The 18864-nt window shown below is 39.2% G+C and carries 19 protein-coding genes and 1 pseudogene; 15 read left to right on the plus strand and 5 right to left on the minus strand.

The window, feature by feature from the left end; all coding sequences use genetic code 11:
* Positions 1-46: 46 nt before the first annotated feature.
* Together HPE56_RS07830 and HPE56_RS07835 are read right to left on the minus strand one after the other, a co-directional pair.
* On the minus strand, positions 47-1153 hold the full coding sequence (locus HPE56_RS07830) for a chorismate-binding protein (protein WP_188243208.1): 1107 nt from the start codon (positions 1151-1153) through the stop codon (positions 47-49).
* Position 1154: 1 nt separating this feature from the next.
* Positions 1155-1577, minus strand: coding sequence for a PaaI family thioesterase (locus HPE56_RS07835; protein ID WP_109652405.1), 423 nt, complete (start codon positions 1575-1577; stop codon positions 1155-1157).
* A gap of 66 nt (positions 1578-1643) precedes the next feature.
* On the opposite strand from HPE56_RS07835, the gene HPE56_RS07840 reads away from it, so the two are divergent.
* From HPE56_RS07840 to HPE56_RS07860, 6 genes and pseudogenes are all read left to right on the plus strand, one after another.
* A complete protein-coding gene (locus tag HPE56_RS07840) occupies positions 1644-2288 on the plus strand; it encodes an alpha/beta hydrolase (protein WP_188243209.1) in 645 nt (214 codons plus the stop codon).
* A 1-nt stretch (position 2289) separates the two neighbouring features.
* Positions 2290-2856, plus strand: coding sequence for a GNAT family N-acetyltransferase (locus tag HPE56_RS07845; RefSeq protein ID WP_188243210.1), 567 nt, complete (start codon positions 2290-2292; stop codon positions 2854-2856).
* A gap of 12 nt (positions 2857-2868) precedes the next feature.
* Positions 2869-3444, plus strand: coding sequence for a GNAT family N-acetyltransferase (locus HPE56_RS07850; RefSeq protein ID WP_317173187.1), 576 nt, complete (start codon positions 2869-2871; stop codon positions 3442-3444).
* A complete protein-coding gene (locus HPE56_RS07855) occupies positions 3441-3530 on the plus strand; it encodes a VOC family protein (RefSeq protein ID WP_188243211.1) in 90 nt (29 codons plus the stop codon). The genes HPE56_RS07850 and HPE56_RS07855 overlap by 4 nt, the downstream gene beginning before the upstream one ends.
* A gap of 255 nt (positions 3531-3785) precedes the next feature.
* Positions 3786-3971, plus strand: a pseudogene (locus HPE56_RS20280) (GNAT family N-acetyltransferase); the annotation flags it as partial.
* The gene (locus HPE56_RS07860; RefSeq protein WP_188243212.1) at positions 3968-4360 is read left to right on the plus strand and encodes a VOC family protein; all 393 of its coding nucleotides are present in this window, start codon (positions 3968-3970) and stop codon (positions 4358-4360) included. The pseudogene HPE56_RS20280 and the gene HPE56_RS07860, both read left to right, overlap by 4 nt.
* On the opposite strand, the gene HPE56_RS07865 is transcribed toward HPE56_RS07860, so the two are convergent.
* Entirely contained in the window at positions 4361-5314 is a 954-nt protein-coding gene (locus tag HPE56_RS07865) for a hypothetical protein (protein WP_188243213.1), read from the minus strand.
* A 160-nt stretch (positions 5315-5474) separates the two neighbouring features.
* Here HPE56_RS07865 and HPE56_RS07870 point away from each other — a divergent pair, with 160 nt between their 5' ends.
* Complete coding sequence (locus HPE56_RS07870) at positions 5475-6377, plus strand: metallophosphoesterase (RefSeq protein WP_188243214.1); 903 nt, start codon at positions 5475-5477, stop codon at positions 6375-6377.
* Between the two features lie 141 nt (positions 6378-6518).
* Here HPE56_RS07870 and dnaK read toward each other — a convergent pair whose 3' ends face one another.
* Complete coding sequence (gene dnaK, locus HPE56_RS07875) at positions 6519-8426, minus strand: molecular chaperone DnaK (RefSeq protein ID WP_188243215.1); 1908 nt, start codon at positions 8424-8426, stop codon at positions 6519-6521.
* 539 nt (positions 8427-8965) lie between these two features.
* Here dnaK and HPE56_RS07880 point away from each other — a divergent pair.
* The 7 genes from HPE56_RS07880 to HPE56_RS07910 all read left to right on the plus strand — a co-directional run bounded on the left by HPE56_RS07880 (position 8966) and on the right by HPE56_RS07910 (position 16819).
* On the plus strand, positions 8966-10453 hold the full coding sequence (locus tag HPE56_RS07880) for a hypothetical protein (RefSeq protein ID WP_188243216.1): 1488 nt from the start codon (positions 8966-8968) through the stop codon (positions 10451-10453).
* Positions 10454-11275: 822 nt separating this feature from the next.
* Positions 11276-12700, plus strand: coding sequence for an L-serine ammonia-lyase (locus HPE56_RS07885; RefSeq protein ID WP_188243241.1), 1425 nt, complete (start codon positions 11276-11278; stop codon positions 12698-12700).
* 235 nt (positions 12701-12935) lie between these two features.
* On the plus strand, positions 12936-13610 hold the full coding sequence (locus HPE56_RS07890) for a hypothetical protein (RefSeq protein WP_188243217.1): 675 nt from the start codon (positions 12936-12938) through the stop codon (positions 13608-13610).
* 201 nt (positions 13611-13811) lie between these two features.
* The gene (locus HPE56_RS07895; protein ID WP_117883741.1) at positions 13812-14513 is read left to right on the plus strand and encodes a DUF6090 family protein; all 702 of its coding nucleotides are present in this window, start codon (positions 13812-13814) and stop codon (positions 14511-14513) included.
* A gap of 58 nt (positions 14514-14571) precedes the next feature.
* The gene (locus HPE56_RS07900; RefSeq protein ID WP_188243218.1) at positions 14572-15084 is read left to right on the plus strand and encodes a hypothetical protein; all 513 of its coding nucleotides are present in this window, start codon (positions 14572-14574) and stop codon (positions 15082-15084) included.
* Positions 15085-15142: 58 nt separating this feature from the next.
* Positions 15143-15886: a DUF6090 family protein gene (locus HPE56_RS07905; protein WP_117883739.1), complete on the plus strand. Its 744-nt coding sequence runs from the start codon at positions 15143-15145 to the stop codon at positions 15884-15886.
* Between the two features lie 207 nt (positions 15887-16093).
* Positions 16094-16819, plus strand: coding sequence for a DUF6090 family protein (locus tag HPE56_RS07910; RefSeq protein WP_188243242.1), 726 nt, complete (start codon positions 16094-16096; stop codon positions 16817-16819).
* A 128-nt stretch (positions 16820-16947) separates the two neighbouring features.
* On the opposite strand, the gene HPE56_RS07915 is transcribed toward HPE56_RS07910, so the two are convergent.
* The gene (locus tag HPE56_RS07915; protein ID WP_188243219.1) at positions 16948-17916 is read right to left on the minus strand and encodes an IS110 family transposase; all 969 of its coding nucleotides are present in this window, start codon (positions 17914-17916) and stop codon (positions 16948-16950) included.
* Positions 17917-18231: 315 nt separating this feature from the next.
* Here HPE56_RS07915 and HPE56_RS07920 point away from each other — a divergent pair, with 315 nt between their 5' ends.
* A complete protein-coding gene (locus tag HPE56_RS07920) occupies positions 18232-18729 on the plus strand; it encodes a hypothetical protein (RefSeq protein ID WP_188243220.1) in 498 nt (165 codons plus the stop codon).
* Positions 18730-18864: the final 135 nt, after the last annotated feature.

The raw sequence follows: 18864 nt of genomic DNA on the forward strand, positions 1-18864 counted from the left end.
AAATACAACGCCCATTGTTCTTAACCCAATCTAACCTAAAATACTGTTAGGGATTGATTACCCTTAGTATGGTATTGCTTTTTGCGACGGTTTCCTGCCATTCCTTTTCCGGATCGGAATCCCGTGTAATACCGCCTCCTATGAAAACGGTAGCCTTGCTATCGGTCAATTTCATACAACGAAGGTTGACAAAGAGCTCGGTAGCTGTTTTAATTACCTTGTATGATTTGTTCTCTTGGTTCCGTTCACTTTTAGCCCGGGATATTTCCTGCCTCAAATTCAATTCCCCCAAAAATCCCGTATAATATTCCCGATCGTATTGTTCGTTTTCCGCGATGAACCTTTGGGCTGGTTGCAATGGCATACCACATACGGCAGGTGTTGGGTGAAGGGCTTCTATAATGGCCCTTAGGTTGTCTTTGTACACGGCCGTGATCCTCGTGCGCAAGTGCCAAAGATTCCCTGCCTGTGAAGATTCCACTTCCGATTCCCTGATGTTCGACACCTTGTCCTGTAAGGCCCTTAGGATATAATCGGTAACCAACCGTTGCTCTTCCAATTCCTTCTTCCCCCACGTAGGGCGAACACCTTCAACAAAAGGTTTTGTGCCGGCCAAGGACATGGTCGTTAAGCTGTTATTCGATGTCCGCAATAATATTTCCGGGGTTGCCCCCAACCACATACCCACCTTAGGGTGATACCACAGATAACAAAAGGCCGTATCATAGGTGGCCAACAAGCGCTGAAAAACCTCCAATGGGGCACTCGGACAGTCCACTTCCATTTTTCTTGATAGTACAACCTTGTCCAATCCCCCTTTATGTATTTCCTGAATACCCCGGGCCACAAGCAGCAGATGATATTCTTTATCCTGGGCCACTGACTCCAAGGTATCCAAGCCCCCCATGACAAATGGGTTATCGCTGGGAATCGGGGCTGTCAGCTGTTCGTCGTATGGCAATAAAATAACCGGGGACTGCTTTGCGAACGGGGCAAAAACGAATCCCTTTTCACTAAAATCCGAGGTATGGTGTACCACGTCATCCTTTTGCAGAATGGCATGGATCTCCTTTCTATTTGGTTTGCGATAAACCACAAATGGCAGGGCGTTCGACAACTGCTCCCCTACCCGCTTTAACACTTCCGGGAACATCCTATTTTTTGGGTAAGGCAATCGTAGTCAATTTACAGATTGATATCAACTGATCTTCAGCATCGGTGATCTTTATATCCCAGAGTTGGGTGGTCCTTCCTTTGTGCAGAATGGTTGCCTTGGCAAACACCTCTCCCGATGAAACACTCTTGATATGGTTGGCCGAGATTTCAATGCCCCGGACAAAATACTTTTGGGCATCCAGAAAAATATAGGAAGCCATACTACCAACACTTTCGGCCAATGCCACCATGGCGCCACCGTGTAAAACCCCATCAGGCTGGTGCACTTTAGGGGTCACCGGCATTTTGCCCACTAAAAAATTCTCCCCTATTTCAACATATTCTATATCCAACGTTTGCATCAAAGTATTCTTGGAGGACTCATTGCAAACCTTTAGGATCTTCTCTTTGTATTCGTCCATCAAATAATTTTTTGTAAAATTAAGCATAACTTAGGCAACAAACTCCCGCAGAATAATTGAATTTATATGGATCAGGTTGAAAAACAGGTGACATTCCAAGCTACGAATTCGTACGAAACACTGAATACACTTACCGCAAAAACAAGAAATGTATGGGTAGTCTTTCACGGTATCGGTTATTTAAGCCGATACTTTCTTAAGTATTTTAACGAGCTCCCGCCCGATGAAAATTATATCATTGCCCCCCAAGCCCCCTCAAAATACTATTTGAACAACCAATACCGCCATGTCGGGGCCAGTTGGTTGACCAAAGAGAATACCACCATGGAAACCACGAATGTTCTGGCCTACCTAGATGCTGTTTGGGCAAGGGAAAACATTCCCGAAACCTGTAAGCTGATTGTGTTCGGGTTTTCACAAGGGGTCTCCATTGCCACACGATGGGTAACACACCGTAAGTTAAAATGCCACCATCTGGTTTTATATGCCGGGGGACTACCCAAGGAACTTGTACCGGAGGATTTCGAATTTTTGACCAAGAACAAGACCGAGGTCACATGGTTAGTGGGTGACCAAGACGAGTACATTACCCCAGAACGGTTGCAACTGGAATCCAAAAGAATGGTGACTTTGTTTTCTCGAAGGGCCAAACAGATTATCTTCGTGGGTAGGCATAAGATACAAAAAGAACTCCTAAATCAATTTCTTTAACATGGAACAGTTTCCTACACTTACCACCAAACGACTTATTTTAGATCAGATAAAACCCGCTGACGTCCCCAATATCCTTACCTATGCCGGTAATATAAAAATCGCGGAGAATACGCGGAGTATACCACACCCTTATCTGGAGGAAAATGCCATTGCCTGGATCCAAATCGCAAATGCCGGGTTTATGGAAAAAGACAACTATATGTTTGCCATTCGACTTAAGGACACCCCTGGTTTGATCGGAGCCATCGGACTCGACATCAACAAGGAAAACAACCGGGCGGAATTAGGCTATTGGCTGGCTGAGCCATTTTGGAACAAGGGCATAACCACAGAAGCGGCCAAAGCCATTATTTCCTTCGGATTCGAAGAACTGAAACTCAACAAGATCATCGCTGTTTATTTAACGACCAATGAAGCATCGGGCAAGGTAATGGTCAAAAACGGTATGATCAAAGAAGCCGAATTCAAAGATCACGATGTACAAAGAGGATATACCATTGCCGACAACCGTTATGTTTCATTGATACAATATCGCATGACCAAAAATGAATACGAATCCCTGTAAATAAACGTACCAGTGGCAAATACCCCTTCGATTACCTTGGAAAATGACCATGTACGGCTTGAACCGTTGACCATGGACAACTATAAGCATCTTATTCACATAGCTTCAGAAAAAAAGTTGGTTCAATTTTCCCCTTCGGATATTGAAACCCCCGAAGCCTTAAAAAATTATGTGGCAACCGCATTGCAACAGCAAAGCGAAGACCAGGGTATTCCCTTTTTGGTATACGATAAAAGAAAGGAGTCCTATGCCGGATGCACAAGATATATGCTTATCGATTGGAAAAACAAGGTGCTTCATATCGGCTCAACATGGATTGGGAGGGATTTTCAAGGAAGCGGACTCAATACCCATATGAAAAACCTGATGATCGATCAAGCCTTTGATACTATGGGCTTTGAAAAAATAGAATTCCGTATCGACGAGCGCAATGTACGCTCACGTAAGGCCGTTGAAAAATTAGGTGGGGTCCTTGAGGGCATCTTACGGAAAAACGTATATCTTTTGGATGGATTTAAGCGCAATACCTGTTGCTATGGTATTTTAAAGGAAGAATGGCAAAACAAACCCCAAGGAAAATCTTTATGAACCAAATAATCGCGAACATCACCCTTATTGTGGAGGACTATGACAAGGCCCTTACATTTTATACCCAAAAATTGGGTGTGAATTAAAAAAAGAAAACATAAACTATCCCGAAGTTCGTGTTCTTTTCTTTTTTGCATTGCCCAAAAAAGAAACAAAAAATGCTAGGCTGATTTTGAATTTCTTTAAATCCACGCACTTTCCGCGGCCACACCGCCCAGGCCGCTTTCACTAAGGTGAAATGCTCTATGGACGGCTTCCCCCGCCCAATGCGGAAACCACTTGATTTAAAACGAAATCAAAAATAGGCCGTTCCTTCCTTAGTATCCCGTTCAGGGGGATGAAAAATAGAATTCCGTGTCGACGAGCGAAATGTACGTTCACGTAAGGCCGTTGAAAAATTAGGTGGGGTCCTTGAAGGCATATTGCGGAAAAACGTATATCTTTTGGATGGATTTAAGCGCAATACCTGTTGCTATGGTATTTTAAAGGAAGAATGGCAAAACAAACCCCAAGGAAAATCCCTATGAACCAAATAATCGCGAACATCACCCTTATAGTGGAGGACTATGACAAGGCCCTTACATTTTACACCCAAAAATTGGGTTTTAAACTACGGCAAGACATTCCTTTGGAGGGTGATAAACGCTGGGTCTTGGTGTCCCCTGCCGGAGCCGCGGGTACCGCATTGTTATTGGCCAAGGCAGACACTGACAAGGAAAAAGAACGTATTGGTGACCAAACCGGTGGCCGGGTCTTACTCTTTCTACATACCGATGATTTCTGGAGGGATTATAAGCGGATGAAAGCGAAAGGTGTTGTCTTTAATGAAGCGCCACGTGAAGAACCCTATGGAACGGTCGCCGTTTTCCAAGACCTTTATGGCAATCTATGGGACCTTTTGCAACCCAAGGGATAACTACTCTTTCACAGTAGGTTGTTCCTCGGCTACCTTGTAATACTCGATCTTACGGGAGATATAACTATTTTGGGGGGTAATGATCTCTTTGATCCAATTGCCTTCCTCCCCATTATCGTACTGGTAAATGTATTCCTTCACATCGACCACTTTACCTTTTTTTGATGTGGCTTTAACGAGCATCCCCTTTGTGTCATACTCATAGATAATATTTTCCACGGGTACGAACTGATTTTTCCCGGGGTCCTGTCCGAACTTTGTCTCCGCGAGCAATTTCCCTTCCAAATCATAGATGGCTTCCGTGGCTGATTGGGGCTCCCCTTCCAAAAAGTTCTTGGTCAACACCACCTTCTGTTTCTTTTTATCCTTTCCGATCCTTGTTGATTTGCGAACCGATTTCAAAACCGTTCCATTCAATGAATTGGTCTGGGTCTGTTCCCCTTTGTAATCAGCGTATTCGATCAACGTTTCGTCATTACCATCATTATTGGTCCTAATGATCTTGACCAAAATAGTATCGGCATTATAGATATACTCATAGCGGTCCAGGAATTCCTTATCGTATGAGATTATCTTTTCGGTGACCTTACGTACAGGTAGGGTATCTATCTCATAAAAATTGGCATAGGACGTACTACTTTCAAAGATGTTGTTCCTATAATTCTCAAAACGTTTTTCCACAAGCTCCTTCCCCTTGTATTTGTAATAGGTTACATCATAATCGGTATCGCTATACCGGGTAACCGACTTGGTCAATTTGCCTTCCTTATCAAAATCATAGGCTTCCTTTCCATAGGATGTAATGACCAGACATGATTTAACAGGGCCCTTTAAATCGAAATCGGCAATCGTAAAAATCCTAGGTTGTTGGGAATACCCTACCAAAACAACACCCAAAAGGGTTGTTATCGTCATCAAGGAATGTAAAAAAGAAGTCGTGTAGTTTTTCACCATAGATCAAAAGTACTTTATAATACCGCAACAATAAAACAAAATCCATACCATTAATATTGTGGTATGCCATGAAAATTCGTTGACCGTACATGTATTTTCAAATGAATTGTCCTGTATCTTTAAACCTTTAATGATAGCGAAACCAAGAAAAACCAACAAAATGAAAAAAATTGCTGCCTTTATTCCCTTACTCCTGATCATGGGGTGCAACACCAAGGAAAAACCCGTATTGGAATATCCTGACTTTGAGATCGGGGTAATTGCCGACTGCCAATACTGTTATTGTGAACCTTCCGAAGTCCGTTTTTACAAGAAAGCCTCGGGGAAGCTACAGGAAGCCGTGAATGAACTCAATACCCATACCTTGGATTATACCATCCACCTTGGGGATTTTATCGATAGGGACTTTAACAGTTTCGATACCCTTATCCCTATTTGGGCCGGACTCAAATCGGACCGGTACCATGTGTTGGGCAACCATGACTTTAAAGTTGCCGACTCCCTAAAACCCTTGGTCTTTGACAAAATGGACCTTAAGGACCGGTATTACAGTATCGTAAGGAACAAATGGCGTTTTATTGTTTTGGATGGAAATGACCTGAGTGTACATGGGGCCTTAACGGAAACCAAAAAACAACAGACCGATTCCCTCTTCACCTTGTTGTCCAAAAAGGAATTACCCAACTTGAAACATTGGAATGGCGGCTTGGGTACCGAACAATTGCAATGGGTGGAAAACGAATTGAAACAGGCCACCGATAAGAAGGAACGTGTGGGCTTTTATTGTCACTTTCCAGCCCTAGGGGAAACCAATGACCATAATCTTTGGAATTATGAACAGCTCTTGGCCATCATTGATAAGTACGACTGTGTAAAGTTTTATTTTAACGGCCATAACCACGCTGGAAGCTATGTTCAGAAAGACGGTGTACATTATTTGAATTTCAAAGGTATGCTCGATACCCGTGACAGTACTTCATTTGCCAGGGTCACTTTCCATAACGATTCACTCCTCGTAAAAGGCTATGGTCGGGAGCCCGACCGAGGATTGCGCATCCGTTGAACGCATTGCATAAAAAAAGCATCCTGATAGTATCATCAGGATGCTTTTTACTATAACGTAATCTTTATAACTACTTGACTTCTTCGAAGTCTACCCTTCGACCATGCCTGTATTGAGCGCAGTCGAAATACTCAGGACAGGCTACTTGACTTCTTCGAAGTCTACGTCTTCAACGTTATCACCTTCACCGGCATCGGCACTGGCAGTTTCCTCACCATTGGGTGAAGCTCCCGCTTGTTGGCCTTCCGCTTGGGCTTTGTACATTTCCTCGGAAGCTACTTTCCAAGCTTCGTTGATTTTGTCCAAGGCAGGTGTAATGACCGCTAGGTCCTTACTTTCATGTGCTTTCTTCAATTCTTCCAAAGCCTCTTCAATCGGCTTCTTCTTATCATCTGAAAGTTTATCACCGAACTCTGACAATTGTTTTTCAGTCTGGAAGATCATTCCATCGGCCTCATTCAATTTATCGGCGGTTTCCTTGGCTTTTTTATCGGTTTCAGCATTTGCCTCTGCTTCCGCTTTCATCTTTTTGATTTCCTCTTCGGTCAAACCAGAAGAAGCCTCGATACGGATATCCTGTGTTTTATTGCTAGCCTTATCGGTTGCGGAAACCTTGATGATACCATTGGCATCAATATCAAAGGTCACTTCAATTTGAGGTGTACCTCTTGGTGCAGGTGGAATTCCGTCTAAATGGAAACGTCCTATTGTTTTATTATCCGCTGCCATTGGTCTTTCCCCTTGCAACACATGGATCTCAACGGAGGGCTGGTTATCAGCCGCAGTAGAGAACACCTGCGATTTTTTGGTAGGGATCGTGGTATTGGCCTCGATCAACTTGGTCATTACACTACCCATGGTCTCAATACCCAATGATAATGGTGTAACATCCAATAACAATACATCCTTAACATCACCGGTCAATACACCACCTTGAATGGCAGCACCTACGGCAACAACCTCATCCGGGTTCACCCCTTTCGATGGTTTTTTGCCAAAGAATTTCTCAACAGCTTCCTGTACGGCAGGGATACGTGTTGAACCACCCACTAAGATGATTTCATCGATATCACTTTTTGAAAGTCCGGCAGCTTTTAAGGCTGACTCACAGGGATCGATGGTTCTTTTCACCAAATCAGCGATCAACTGCTCAAATTTGGAACGTGTCAAAGAACGCACCAAGTGTTTAGGTCCTGAAGCAGTAGCTGTAACGTAAGGTAAATTGATCTCGGTCTGTGCGGAAGAAGACAATTCGATTTTCGCTTTCTCGGCAGCTTCACGCAAACGTTGCAATGCCATGGCATCATCACGAAGATCTATACTTTCATCTTTTTTGAATTCGTCGGCCAACCAGTCAATGATCTTTTGATCAACATCATCACCTCCCAAGTGGGTATCCCCATCGGTAGACAATACTTCGAATACACCGTCACCCAATTCCAAGATGGAAACATCATGGGTACCACCACCAAAGTCAAAAACCACTATTTTCTGGTCCGTGTCCTTTTTATCCATACCATAGGCCAAAGAAGCCGCGGTAGGTTCGTTGATGATACGTTCTACCTTAAGTCCGGCTATCTCACCGGCCTCTTTGGTAGCCTGTCTTTGTGCATCGTTAAAATAGGCTGGTACGGTAATTACCGCTCTGGTCACATCCTGTCCTAAATAATCCTCGGCGGTTTTCTTCATTTTCTGAAGGATCATCGCTGAAAGTTCCTGAGGCGTATATAAACGTCCGTCTATATCAACCCTTGGGGTATCGTTATCCCCTTTTACTACTTTATAAGGAACACGTTGTGCCTCTTTTTGGGATTCGGAAAACTTGTTACCCATAAAACGTTTGATCGAGTAAACGGTTTTATGCGGGTTGGTGACTGCCTGTCTTTTTGCAGGATCCCCTACTTTGATTTCCCCACCTTCAACAAATGCGATTACTGATGGTGTAGTTCGCTTACCTTCGGCATTGGGAATTACAACAGGCTCGTTACCTTCCATTACGGAAACGCAGGAGTTGGTCGTACCCAAATCTATACCTATAATCTTGCTCATTATCTATGTTTTAAATATTAGTGCTTAATTTTATATGTCGGTAAGGGAATGACAAACAATATGCCAATTGCCAACCAACTGACATGATGTCATTCATGATGCGGCCGTACTATCGATAAAATAGCTATTCACAGGATGCTTGACAGATTTTTGTTTGATAACTTTCTTCTTGGACTTGAAACACAAACCATCATTAATTATGATAGGGTGACCCGAATTCCCAAGGCTACGGAACTCAACAAATCCTAAACGAAAAACAGGGGGGGGATAATCAGTGCTCACGAAGTTTTAATCCCAAAATTATACAATACCCTTAATTTCCTCTTTTATTCTTTCTGTTTGATAAATAGCATTTAAAACTATAGAACTATTCATTGTTTGGCCGAGCGGTCCCATGAAATCCCCATAGGACATAAATCGTGTAAGTAAAGATCGATAATTTTTAAAAACCTTCGGATCAATTTACCAAATCAGGCATCTGACCACGCAACAATTTATTTAACAACACGTTAGATATACTCTAGAATAAAAATAAATTTATGAGACAAGTATTATTGATTCTTTTTTTCATCAACTCTGTTTTATTGAACGCACAACAAAACAAAGCACAAACCAATGATAAGATAGCGATTGAATCCAAAGGGTTTGTTTGCTCACAGGGTGGTTTTAATATTCAACTACGTAACTTTGATGATGGTACTGCCTCTGTTTCATTTTATGGCAGTGGCACCTTATACATGGATGTCTCTGAAATAACCAGTTGGAGCCCATTCAATCCTTATAGTGAGTCTTATGTTAAAAAGCAAGCCCCTGTAGAACCCAATCAAGTTTGTCTAAAAACCGGTTTTTACGTCTCACCCAGGGATTACTATTATACCATTACAAAAGGCAATCGAAATCCATGGAGTAGCACCATTGCCGTATATGTTCAAAACGTACCTATAGACTTATCAGGGTACACCAACCCTAGTGAGGTATTGAGTATTTATAAGTCAAAATTGGAAAATGTTTCAAATGGCGGGGCAATACCCTCTTCTTGTTCAGATGCTCTTGGATGTAGTCATCAGAGTGGAAGTAATGGAGGAAATGCAGATTTAGTACAACAAGGTAACACTAGATTCTCCATTGCTGATTTAATGGCAGATGCTCCTTGGCTAGATACTTATGATGCTATAAGACTTTGGAAGGGAGAAAGCACTGGTTGGGGCGATTCTGTTGAGGATGTCAGAGGATTATCTTCAAGTTGGTTGAACGTCCTAAATAATTTAGGCATTATTAATGGTGCTGCAATTAAAGCCCAAATTATGGATCAAACCCCACAATATGGATTGATCTTAAAGAAGATAAGTACCCCTAGCTTGGACTTTTTATGTTTGGAACCCATTGAGGAAGGTGAGGATCCACCGGTAATCATTTTACCAAAACTAAATATTCCTGCATTCCTAGCAGGTCAATGTTTATCGTTTCCATCATGTATGTACATACCTCAAACCACTAATAAGTATCTACCTGGGGGACAAGGCAGGGATGGAGGCCCAAATCCTGATTATTGTGAACAAAACGATCCCACGAGTGAATCTTACATCCCAATGTATGTTACGAACTCAGATATACTTTTAGAATTATTTTCGGAAGTTGAATACCTTACGTATGACCAATTGGATGCAATCCAAGAAAAGGGTGTGGATATTTACAGCAGCTTTAACAACATAATGCGGAAAGATAGAGCTAATACTATTGCAGAGAATCCCGCTAAAAACAGAATCCTTTATGATTGCGTTATAATGGACAATTCCGCAGCTGGGAAATCGATGGTATTATCAGATATAGATAATACAAATGGTATTAAATACAATGAACAATGTAAAACCAAGGATATAGCCTACTACGATGCATTAATAGAAAAAATGATCGTAGTAAACCCTATGATCAGGGACGTTAAAAATCATCCATGCAATAAACCTAAGATACTAAAAGCAAATATGAACAACCATGCAATCAAAAAAAATAAGGCTGTAAAATTTTAAACCAAGGAAAAAGGTTGCACCCTACCTAACAGAACACAATTACTTGAATCGATATGTGTTGCCCAAACCTTGATTATATAAAATAGCACTAATTAAAAGCCGCCCATAGCGGCTTTTTTTCAATTTAAACCTATTTGAAATAGGGCTACACATCAAAGGGTCAAATAGAATAACCGCGTTTTCATCCAAAAAGCCAAAAACATCACCACAACCTAAAAAATGACTATGCCTACTACATTTAGGTTCGTTGAACATGCATGTTCAACCCTCCTAGGGGATTGAAAAAACAATGACCGACCACGACCCTATACCAGGCAGGAACCAAAAATTCAAACAACAGACATCGTTTCATTTACAGACCCCATTATCAATCCATGACTTAGGTGAAATCGACTTTTTAATTGTTATAAGTAATTTTATTGGCGAATGGGAATGATATTCACACCTACCGTATCGCCAACATCAAACTGACATGATGTCATTCAAGATACTACTGAATCCTAGGGAAACACCCTTTTTTACAGGGTGCTTGAAGGGATTTTGTTCCCTGACTTTCTTTTTGGTTTGAAGGACAAACCGACTTTATCATAAGATCTAGTCAGCTTCATGGTCCTCTATCCGACGATAAACTTTTGAAATTCCCTTTCATTTCTTTCTAGCCTTAAAGAAACATCAGAACGAAAAACAAGCTTTCCCATAGGAATCCATACGTTGTCAAACCCTGTAAAACCAATGTGGAATTTTGCCTACAAGAAAAATATAATAGGGGGTTTCATCCAACAATAATTTTATCTTTACACGATGGAAAAGATGGATGTTAAGATGGAGTGTATCAGTATTTTTGATATGTTGAAAATCGGCATCGGTCCGTCGAGCTCACACACCTTGGGGCCTTGGCGCGCTGCCGAACGTTGGATTGCCAAACTCAGGTCGGAAAACCACTTCGACCAAGTAGTGGGTATCCAGGTACATATGTACGGCTCCCTCTCCCTAACCGGAAAAGGCCATGCCACGGACTATGCCGTTATGTTGGGTCTCTCCGGGGCCGACCCCGAACATGTACCCGTAAATGACATACATACCATTGTACAACATATAAAAAACACCAAAATATTACATTTCAATAATGCGGTACCCTTGCCCTTTGATCCGGTAACCGATATTATTTTCAATCGGAAATTCCTTCCCTTTCATGCCAACGGGTTAAAATTTGTGGCGACGCTTGCCGATGGCAAAAAAAAGTCACAGACCTACTACTCCATTGGTGGGGGTTTTGTGGTTGTCGAAGAACGAAAGAATGCCAAGCGCAATAGGGAGACCTTCAAAACCTTTCCCCTACCCATTACCAAAGGCCATGAACTCCTGGCCTATTGTGAACAAGAAAAAAAGTGTATATCAGAAATTGTACTCCTTAATGAGCGCTCCCTTCGTACCGATGCCGAGATAGACCACGAAATGCGTCGCATATGGGATACCATGCTCGAATGTATGTATATCGGTTGCCATACCGAAGGTATTCTCCCTGGTGGCCTCCACGTACGCCGGCGGGCCTTTGCCATGCACCAAAACCTAAAAGGCGGCATGCCCTACTCAAATCCTGAGGAATGGTTGGAGACCATTCGACATACCGAGGTCAAATTTCGACAGATCTTAAAATGGGTCAGTTGCTTTGCCTTGGCCGTAAACGAGGTAAATGCCTCTTTGGGCCGTGTCGTTACTGCCCCAACCAATGGGAGTGCCGGCGTAATCCCGGCCGTACTCATGTATTATCTGGTCATCGAAAACCACGATGCCGATTTTAAGGACATTAAGCAGTTTTTATCCGTAGCCGGTGAAATAGGAAGTCTTTTTAAAAAAGGGGCCACAATTTCCGCAGCCATGGGAGGTTGCCAGGCAGAGATCGGTGTGTCCTCGGCCATGGCCGCAGGTGCCTTGACCGAACTTTTGGGCGGAAGTCCTGAACAGGTATTGATGGCTGCGGAAATTGCAATGGAACACCATTTGGGCCTTACTTGTGACCCTATTGGGGGATTGGTGCAGGTACCTTGTATCGAACGCAATTCCATGGGAGCCATAAAGGCCATTAATGCTGCGGAACTGGCTTTGGGCTCTGACCCCAAGGAAGCCAAGGTAAGTTTGGATAAAGTGGTACAGACCATGTGGGAAACCGCCAAGGACATGAACACCAAATACAAGGAAACCTCTGAGGGCGGCCTTGCCGTAGGGGTTTACCTGAGTGATTGTTAAGTTACCGTTTATATACGTTTGTACTCGTTTGTACTCATTTGTACTCATTTGTAAACACTTACATCGCTCTTTTCTAATCAATTACTTGGTTTTTTTAGTTTTTTATAGGAATTTTAGTGAATTAAGCATAAAAAAGATATATAGATCATATGATCTATATTCCTACGTTGTGCTTCATTATAACCAACCGCTACCAATGATAAAATTCTTTAGAAAAATTAGACAAAACTTGCTGATGGAAAACAAAACTGGAAAGTATTTTAAATATGCCATTGGAGAAATTATACTTGTTGTCATTGGAATTTTAATAGCCCTATCGATTAATAATTGGAACGACCAACGAATTTTAAAAAAAGAAGTAATAGCGCAATTAAAAATATTTTCGAACGAATTAAAAGATGATATCGATATATTTGAATCCAAGATTAAAACTTACCCAGATGACGTTGATTATCTACAAAAACTATCAAAAGGTGAATATGAAGAATTAGATTTAAGCCAGTTTTTTTACACAGTTGTTCTTAACGATAATTCTATCCTGTTCGGTGATTCATATGCTAATTTAAAAACCAACGGCGGCATTGATTTAATAGATGATATTGATTTAAAAACTAACATGGGATTCTATAATGATCGTGCTAGAATTTATATTAATGAATTTATAGAATATGGAATTTCGGCTGCTCTTGCTTATGTAGATGAGACTGTTTTATCATATATGGAATTTGACAATAATAATGAACTAGTAAAAGAAAATACGATTAAAGTTATTAAAGAAAAAAAACTAAATAACATTATCAATCTTCAATTGAAGCAGAAGAAAGTCCTACTTACGAATTTAAAAAATGTGAATGAATTTGCAAAAAAAATTAAAGAGCAATTAGATGACTATATTGATGCACATGAATAAATAACGAAAGCACAACAACGTGTATAATTAATTGCTGGTTCTGTGTGTACTCGGAAAATCCTACGGATTTCCCTCTGGTTCGTTTTTGTTTACTAACTTAGTCCTAGCCAACGCAACTAACCATACACAATCACGTTGTGCTTCATTACCAGGAACCGCTAACCAATGATTAAATTCTTTAGAAAAATACGCTACGACCTTATGGAGAAAAACAAAACTGCCAAGTATTTTAAATATGCTATCGGAGAAATTGTACTTGTAGTTATTGGAATTTTAATTGCACTTTCAATTAATAATTGGAATGAAAACAGGAAAAGTGAAAATCAACTTAGCACCATTTACAATGAAGTTGAACAAAACTTAAAGTCTGACCTCTCAAATATAGATGACGTTATAAAACGATATGAACAATTAGAATTGAGAATTGAAAAATTCATTACAGAAGGATATTCAAGTATTCCTTTAGATTCAATTAACGCAACTAATTATTTAGATTTTACTACCATCCCAATTGATATAAATAGTTTTATAGCCTTTGATATTCAAGATAAAGGTATTGGATTACTTAAAACCTATAATGACTTTAACACTAGCGGAAATAAAGACCTAACAAATGAAATTATTCAGTTCTATAATATTGATGAATCTTTAAATTTGGTACTTGATAAATTAAAGGAAGAATCATTTAATAATATAAAATATATTGAACAATTCTCTTGGTATTCAGACCATATGAATATGAAATACAATCCAGGAACGATAGCTTTTTTTGCAAAGAGTAAAATTTTTAAAAATAAGGTTGTGACATATAGATTAATAGCGATTGAAAATTTTTTGCCTATGTTAAGATATTATAAAGAGTCAGCAACTATATTATTAGAAAAAATAGAAACAGCTTATTAAAAATGTAGTAGGTTATTAGACAGACTGACATTAGCAAAAATTTAAAAAACCAATAGATATGAATAAAATAATACTTACATCAATTAGCATAATTTTTGCTTGTAATTCAATTTTCGGACAAACTAATGATGACAAATACGCAAAAGATGTAAAATCAGTAGATGCGATAATAAATGCATATTATGATGTTGTTTCTGGCTCGTGTAGTGAACCTTGGGAGTTTGAAAGAGATAGTTACATTCATTCAAAAAATGCTTTTATTACAAGAATTGATGAAAATGGAAAAGCGAAAACTCATTCTTTGGAGGCGGAATATATACCAATTGGATTATCACCAAAAGAGAATTTTTATGAAAAGGAGCTAAAAAGAATAGTTAGCAAGTTTGGAAATATTGCGCAAGTTTGGAGTGCATTTGAAATACGAACTGACCTAAAAACTGAATCCAATATTAGAGGTCTAAATAGCGTTCAACTTCATTATGAAAATGGAAGATGGTTTATAGACAGTTGGACTTGCGAAATGGAATCTGAAAAGAATAATTTAGTAACTGAATTTTTGAATAAGGAATAATAAACTTTTGCTAAGATGTATAAAACCATTGTGCTTTACTATCAGAAACCGCTAACCAATGATTAAATTCTTTAGAAAAATTAGACAAAACCTGCTGACTGAAAATAAATTCAGCAAATATCTGATTTACGCGATTGGCGAAATTGTACTTGTTGTAATTGGAATTTTGATTGCATTGTCAATCAATAATTGGAACCAAGAACGAATTCAGAAACTTGAAGAACAATCCATTGTAAAGAACATTCATACTGAATATTTGCAAAACAAAGCGATTATAAAAAGAAGAATTGAGGAAAATGAATTATGTGAGGCAGCCCTCAGACAATTAATGAATAATATAGGCAAAGACGAAGATTATCTTAAAAAGCAAAATGTTGATAGTTTACTTTTTTATGCCTTTGACCCTCCTATATTCAGACCCTCGGAAAATACCATTTCTGGTCTAATACAATCGGGACGTTTGGAATTGCTCCAGAATCAGGAATTGGTTAATTTAATATATAATTGGGGACGAACGATGAAAGCATTGACAGATAGAACAACAAGATTTACCGCAAAATTAGATAACGAGATTTTTCCCTATTTATCAAAAAAATATTCCTTTAAAGATATGGATGCCTATGGTCCATTAAATTGGAAAGAAAAATCAAACCTGAAGGTGGATAAACTTCAAATTTTTAAAGAAATTGAATTCGAAAACAATACTGACGAATTTTTATACTGGATTGCAGATAACAAAAACCTATTTATAGAATTAGACCTATTGATAGATAAAATTCTTAAGGAAACTCAATATGACTAAATTATAAATAACGAAAGCACAACAATGGCTATAAGTAATTGCTTGTTCTCGCCTACTACTGAAAATCCTCGCGGATTTTCAATTTGGTGGGTACTTGCGAAGTTAAGTATTAACCCACGCAACTACTCATAGCCGAGACCGTTGTGCTTCATTATGACAAACCGTTAACCAATGATAAAATTCTTTAGAAAAATACGTTACGACCTTATGGAGAAAAACAAAACTGGAAAGTATTTTAAATATGCAATTGGAGAAATTATACTTGTGGTTATTGGAATTTTGATTGCACTTTCAATAAATAATTGGAACGAGCATAGGAAACAACAAAAAATAGAACAAGAGTATTTATTGTCTCTGCAATCGGAATTTAATAATAATCTGGATAAAATAAATTCATCAATTAAGGAGAATGAAACCATAAGAAACGGTATAAATGGTTTGTTGAATTTATTTGATAATGAAATCCTTGACACTGTTAGTGATAAATATCTGAATGAAAAAATTTTTGCAGTTCTTGGCAATCAGATGCAGTTTAAGCCTTCAAATGGAGTGTTAAATGACATCATAAGTTCAGGCAATTTAAATTTAATTTTGAATCAAAAGTTGAGACAACGGCTTGCATCTTTTGATAGCTCATTGGAAATTTTAAAACTTCAGATAAATTTTACTTTGGCTGTAAAAGAAAACCTGAAATCTATTATTTATAAGGAGGGTAGTGTTAGGAAATTAGCAAGTAAACAGTTAGATTTTCAAACCAATTCCATTTCAAAAAACATAAATAATAAATCGTTGTTTAATTCTGTAGAATTTGAAAACTACCTCATAGACTATGCATTGTTACATAAATCAGCTGCGGGAACAAATTTTTTGGGTGGAATAAAAAATGAAATTGAAACCATATTAATTGAAATTGAACAAGAACTCAATAAATAACGAAAGCACAACAAAGAACTGAGGTAAAAAACAAACAAATTCTTCTTTAATCTGAGACAATATTATTCTAGGCTCATAGATTCAAAAAATAGATTCTTTGAGCTTTTTTCATGGGTTTTGTTCCCTAGTTATCTAGACAATGCAGAAACGTAGGTTTCATCGTATGGCCTACCTGATTTTGCAATGGCAAAGGACTGTTTGAGTAGTTTGTTGGCCACTGCGATCAATGCCAGTTTCTTGCTCTTACCTTTGTTCACTATTCGCTCATATACCTCTTTGCATGCCCTGTTGTGTTTGCAGGCATTAAAGGAACATAGAAACAATAGATTCCGCAGTTTTCGATTACCGACCTTACTTATCCGTGCACGACCTATTACACTGCTCCCCGACTCTCGTATCGTTGGGGTTATACCGACATAACTACAAAGCTGTGATGCCGTTTCGAACTTGCTAAATCCATCTGTCACGACTATCAAGAACAAGGCCGTCTTTTGCCCTATGCCCGGTATCGATGTCAATAAGGTCAATTGCTCCTGTTGGTCCTCTTTTACCAATGATAGGATCTTCGATTCGATAGCCGCCACCTCTTTGTCCAGCTGCTTCCTGTTGCGTATCAAAGAACGATAGACAAACTTTGATGGTATGCCCAGAACAGCTTCCCCATGTATTTTGTTTTTGGTAGCCGTGCGCTGTTTTAAATAAGCATCCAACAATCTGAACAATTGTAAACATTCGCTTTGGGTATCCGTCAGGGCATTGTAAATGGGGACCTCATTGATCAGAGCATAGTCACATATAGCCTTGGCATCGCTCTTGTCCGTTTTCACCTTGGCAAGTTTCATCTGTACAAAACGCTTTATCGACAAAGGATTTACAACCGATACAACTACTGCATTTTTGTAAAGAAACTGTGCTAGCCTATAATGATAGTAACCGGTAGCTTCCATAACGACCAATGAACTGTCCGGTAGTTCTTTAAGGAACTTCTTAAACCCGGGTTCATCATTCTTATACTGGTCGTGACCTTTATTACTACCATGTACATCAAAGACATCCTTGCTGATGTCAACTCCGAAAGTTTCTTTATATTTATTCATAAGAACTGATTTATGAAAGAACCAGCTACTGGTATCACAACAACTTGAAAACGAGATCAAGGTCTCACAGAACTGAACGTGATCTAAGTAGTAAAAGAGAGAGGATTATTCCCGAAGCTTCGGGATTGTCGAAGTCTAAAGCTTCACCGTATATAGTAACCTTAATTCTCTCTTTTGTTCTTTCTGATTATACTATCAATTTAAAGAGAATCAAACTTAAGACGTATATACCCAATGGCCGCTACATGCCGACCCTACGCCAAAGCCACTGAGTATATACCTAATGTTGTGCACAAGTTGAACAGCCCCAAAACAATGAGAATAATTCAAACTTTATTATTACTATTAATGACCAATTTTACTTTTGGACAAAAAAGTATTATCGGAAATTATTATAGTCGAATAAAGGGAACAATTGAAATAAAATCGGACTCAACATTTATACATAAATATCGTTTTGACCTTTCCTCAAGTTGGACAAAAGGGAATTGGAAAATCAAAAACGACACTATTTACCTAACGACTAAACTCGTTATGGACACATTACAGATACGGAATTCGGAAAATAAAGTAATTCGTGACTCATTGGTGCTTTCATCTAACCAAAAGATTGAACGAATTGAACAGAATGAATATCTCGTTTCGACTTTATCAAGTGGCGGACAAAACAGAATTAAACCACCAAACAAACTATTTCTAAAAAGGAAAAAATTATATCTGATTAATGAAAATGGAACTCTTGATTTGAGAAAATTAAACGGAATGCGGACTGACAAAAAATATTATACATACTTTAAAAAATTTAACGAATAATAAAAAAACCAGTGCACAATAACTAAGCATATGGCGCGCCGATAGGCTAGCGCTATATGACGTGTTGACTGATCCGGGGTTTGGGATAAGGGGGAATACGAGAGGTTTGCCTAGCCCTTGGCAAAGAAGAAGGTT

This window comes from Maribacter aquimaris (genome assembly GCF_014596745.1).
GTDB classification, from domain to species: domain Bacteria; phylum Bacteroidota; class Bacteroidia; order Flavobacteriales; family Flavobacteriaceae; genus Maribacter_A; species Maribacter_A aquimaris.

Excerpts from the sequence above, each read along its gene's own strand:
- HPE56_RS07830 (WP_188243208.1), bottom strand. The coding sequence starts at position 1,153 with ATGTTCCCGGAAGTGTTAAAGCGGGTAGGGGAGCAGTTGTCGAACGCC.
- HPE56_RS07835 (WP_109652405.1), bottom strand. The coding sequence starts at position 1,577 with ATGGACGAATACAAAGAGAAGATCCTAAAGGTTTGCAATGAGTCCTCC.
- HPE56_RS07840 (WP_188243209.1), top strand. The coding sequence starts at position 1,644 with ATGGATCAGGTTGAAAAACAGGTGACATTCCAAGCTACGAATTCGTAC.
- HPE56_RS07845 (WP_188243210.1), top strand. The coding sequence starts at position 2,290 with ATGGAACAGTTTCCTACACTTACCACCAAACGACTTATTTTAGATCAG.
- HPE56_RS07855 (WP_188243211.1), top strand. The coding sequence starts at position 3,441 with ATGAACCAAATAATCGCGAACATCACCCTTATTGTGGAGGACTATGAC.
- HPE56_RS07860 (WP_188243212.1), top strand. The coding sequence starts at position 3,968 with ATGAACCAAATAATCGCGAACATCACCCTTATAGTGGAGGACTATGAC.
- HPE56_RS07865 (WP_188243213.1), bottom strand. The coding sequence starts at position 5,314 with ATGGTGAAAAACTACACGACTTCTTTTTTACATTCCTTGATGACGATA.
- HPE56_RS07870 (WP_188243214.1), top strand. The coding sequence starts at position 5,475 with ATGAAAAAAATTGCTGCCTTTATTCCCTTACTCCTGATCATGGGGTGC.
- dnaK (WP_188243215.1), bottom strand. The coding sequence starts at position 8,426 with ATGAGCAAGATTATAGGTATAGATTTGGGTACGACCAACTCCTGCGTT.
- HPE56_RS07880 (WP_188243216.1), top strand. The coding sequence starts at position 8,966 with ATGAGACAAGTATTATTGATTCTTTTTTTCATCAACTCTGTTTTATTG.
- HPE56_RS07885 (WP_188243241.1), top strand. The coding sequence starts at position 11,276 with ATGGAGTGTATCAGTATTTTTGATATGTTGAAAATCGGCATCGGTCCG.
- HPE56_RS07890 (WP_188243217.1), top strand. The coding sequence starts at position 12,936 with ATGGAAAACAAAACTGGAAAGTATTTTAAATATGCCATTGGAGAAATT.
- HPE56_RS07895 (WP_117883741.1), top strand. The coding sequence starts at position 13,812 with ATGGAGAAAAACAAAACTGCCAAGTATTTTAAATATGCTATCGGAGAA.
- HPE56_RS07900 (WP_188243218.1), top strand. The coding sequence starts at position 14,572 with ATGAATAAAATAATACTTACATCAATTAGCATAATTTTTGCTTGTAAT.
- HPE56_RS07905 (WP_117883739.1), top strand. The coding sequence starts at position 15,143 with ATGATTAAATTCTTTAGAAAAATTAGACAAAACCTGCTGACTGAAAAT.
- HPE56_RS07910 (WP_188243242.1), top strand. The coding sequence starts at position 16,094 with ATGGAGAAAAACAAAACTGGAAAGTATTTTAAATATGCAATTGGAGAA.
- HPE56_RS07915 (WP_188243219.1), bottom strand. The coding sequence starts at position 17,916 with ATGAATAAATATAAAGAAACTTTCGGAGTTGACATCAGCAAGGATGTC.
- HPE56_RS07920 (WP_188243220.1), top strand. The coding sequence starts at position 18,232 with ATGAGAATAATTCAAACTTTATTATTACTATTAATGACCAATTTTACT.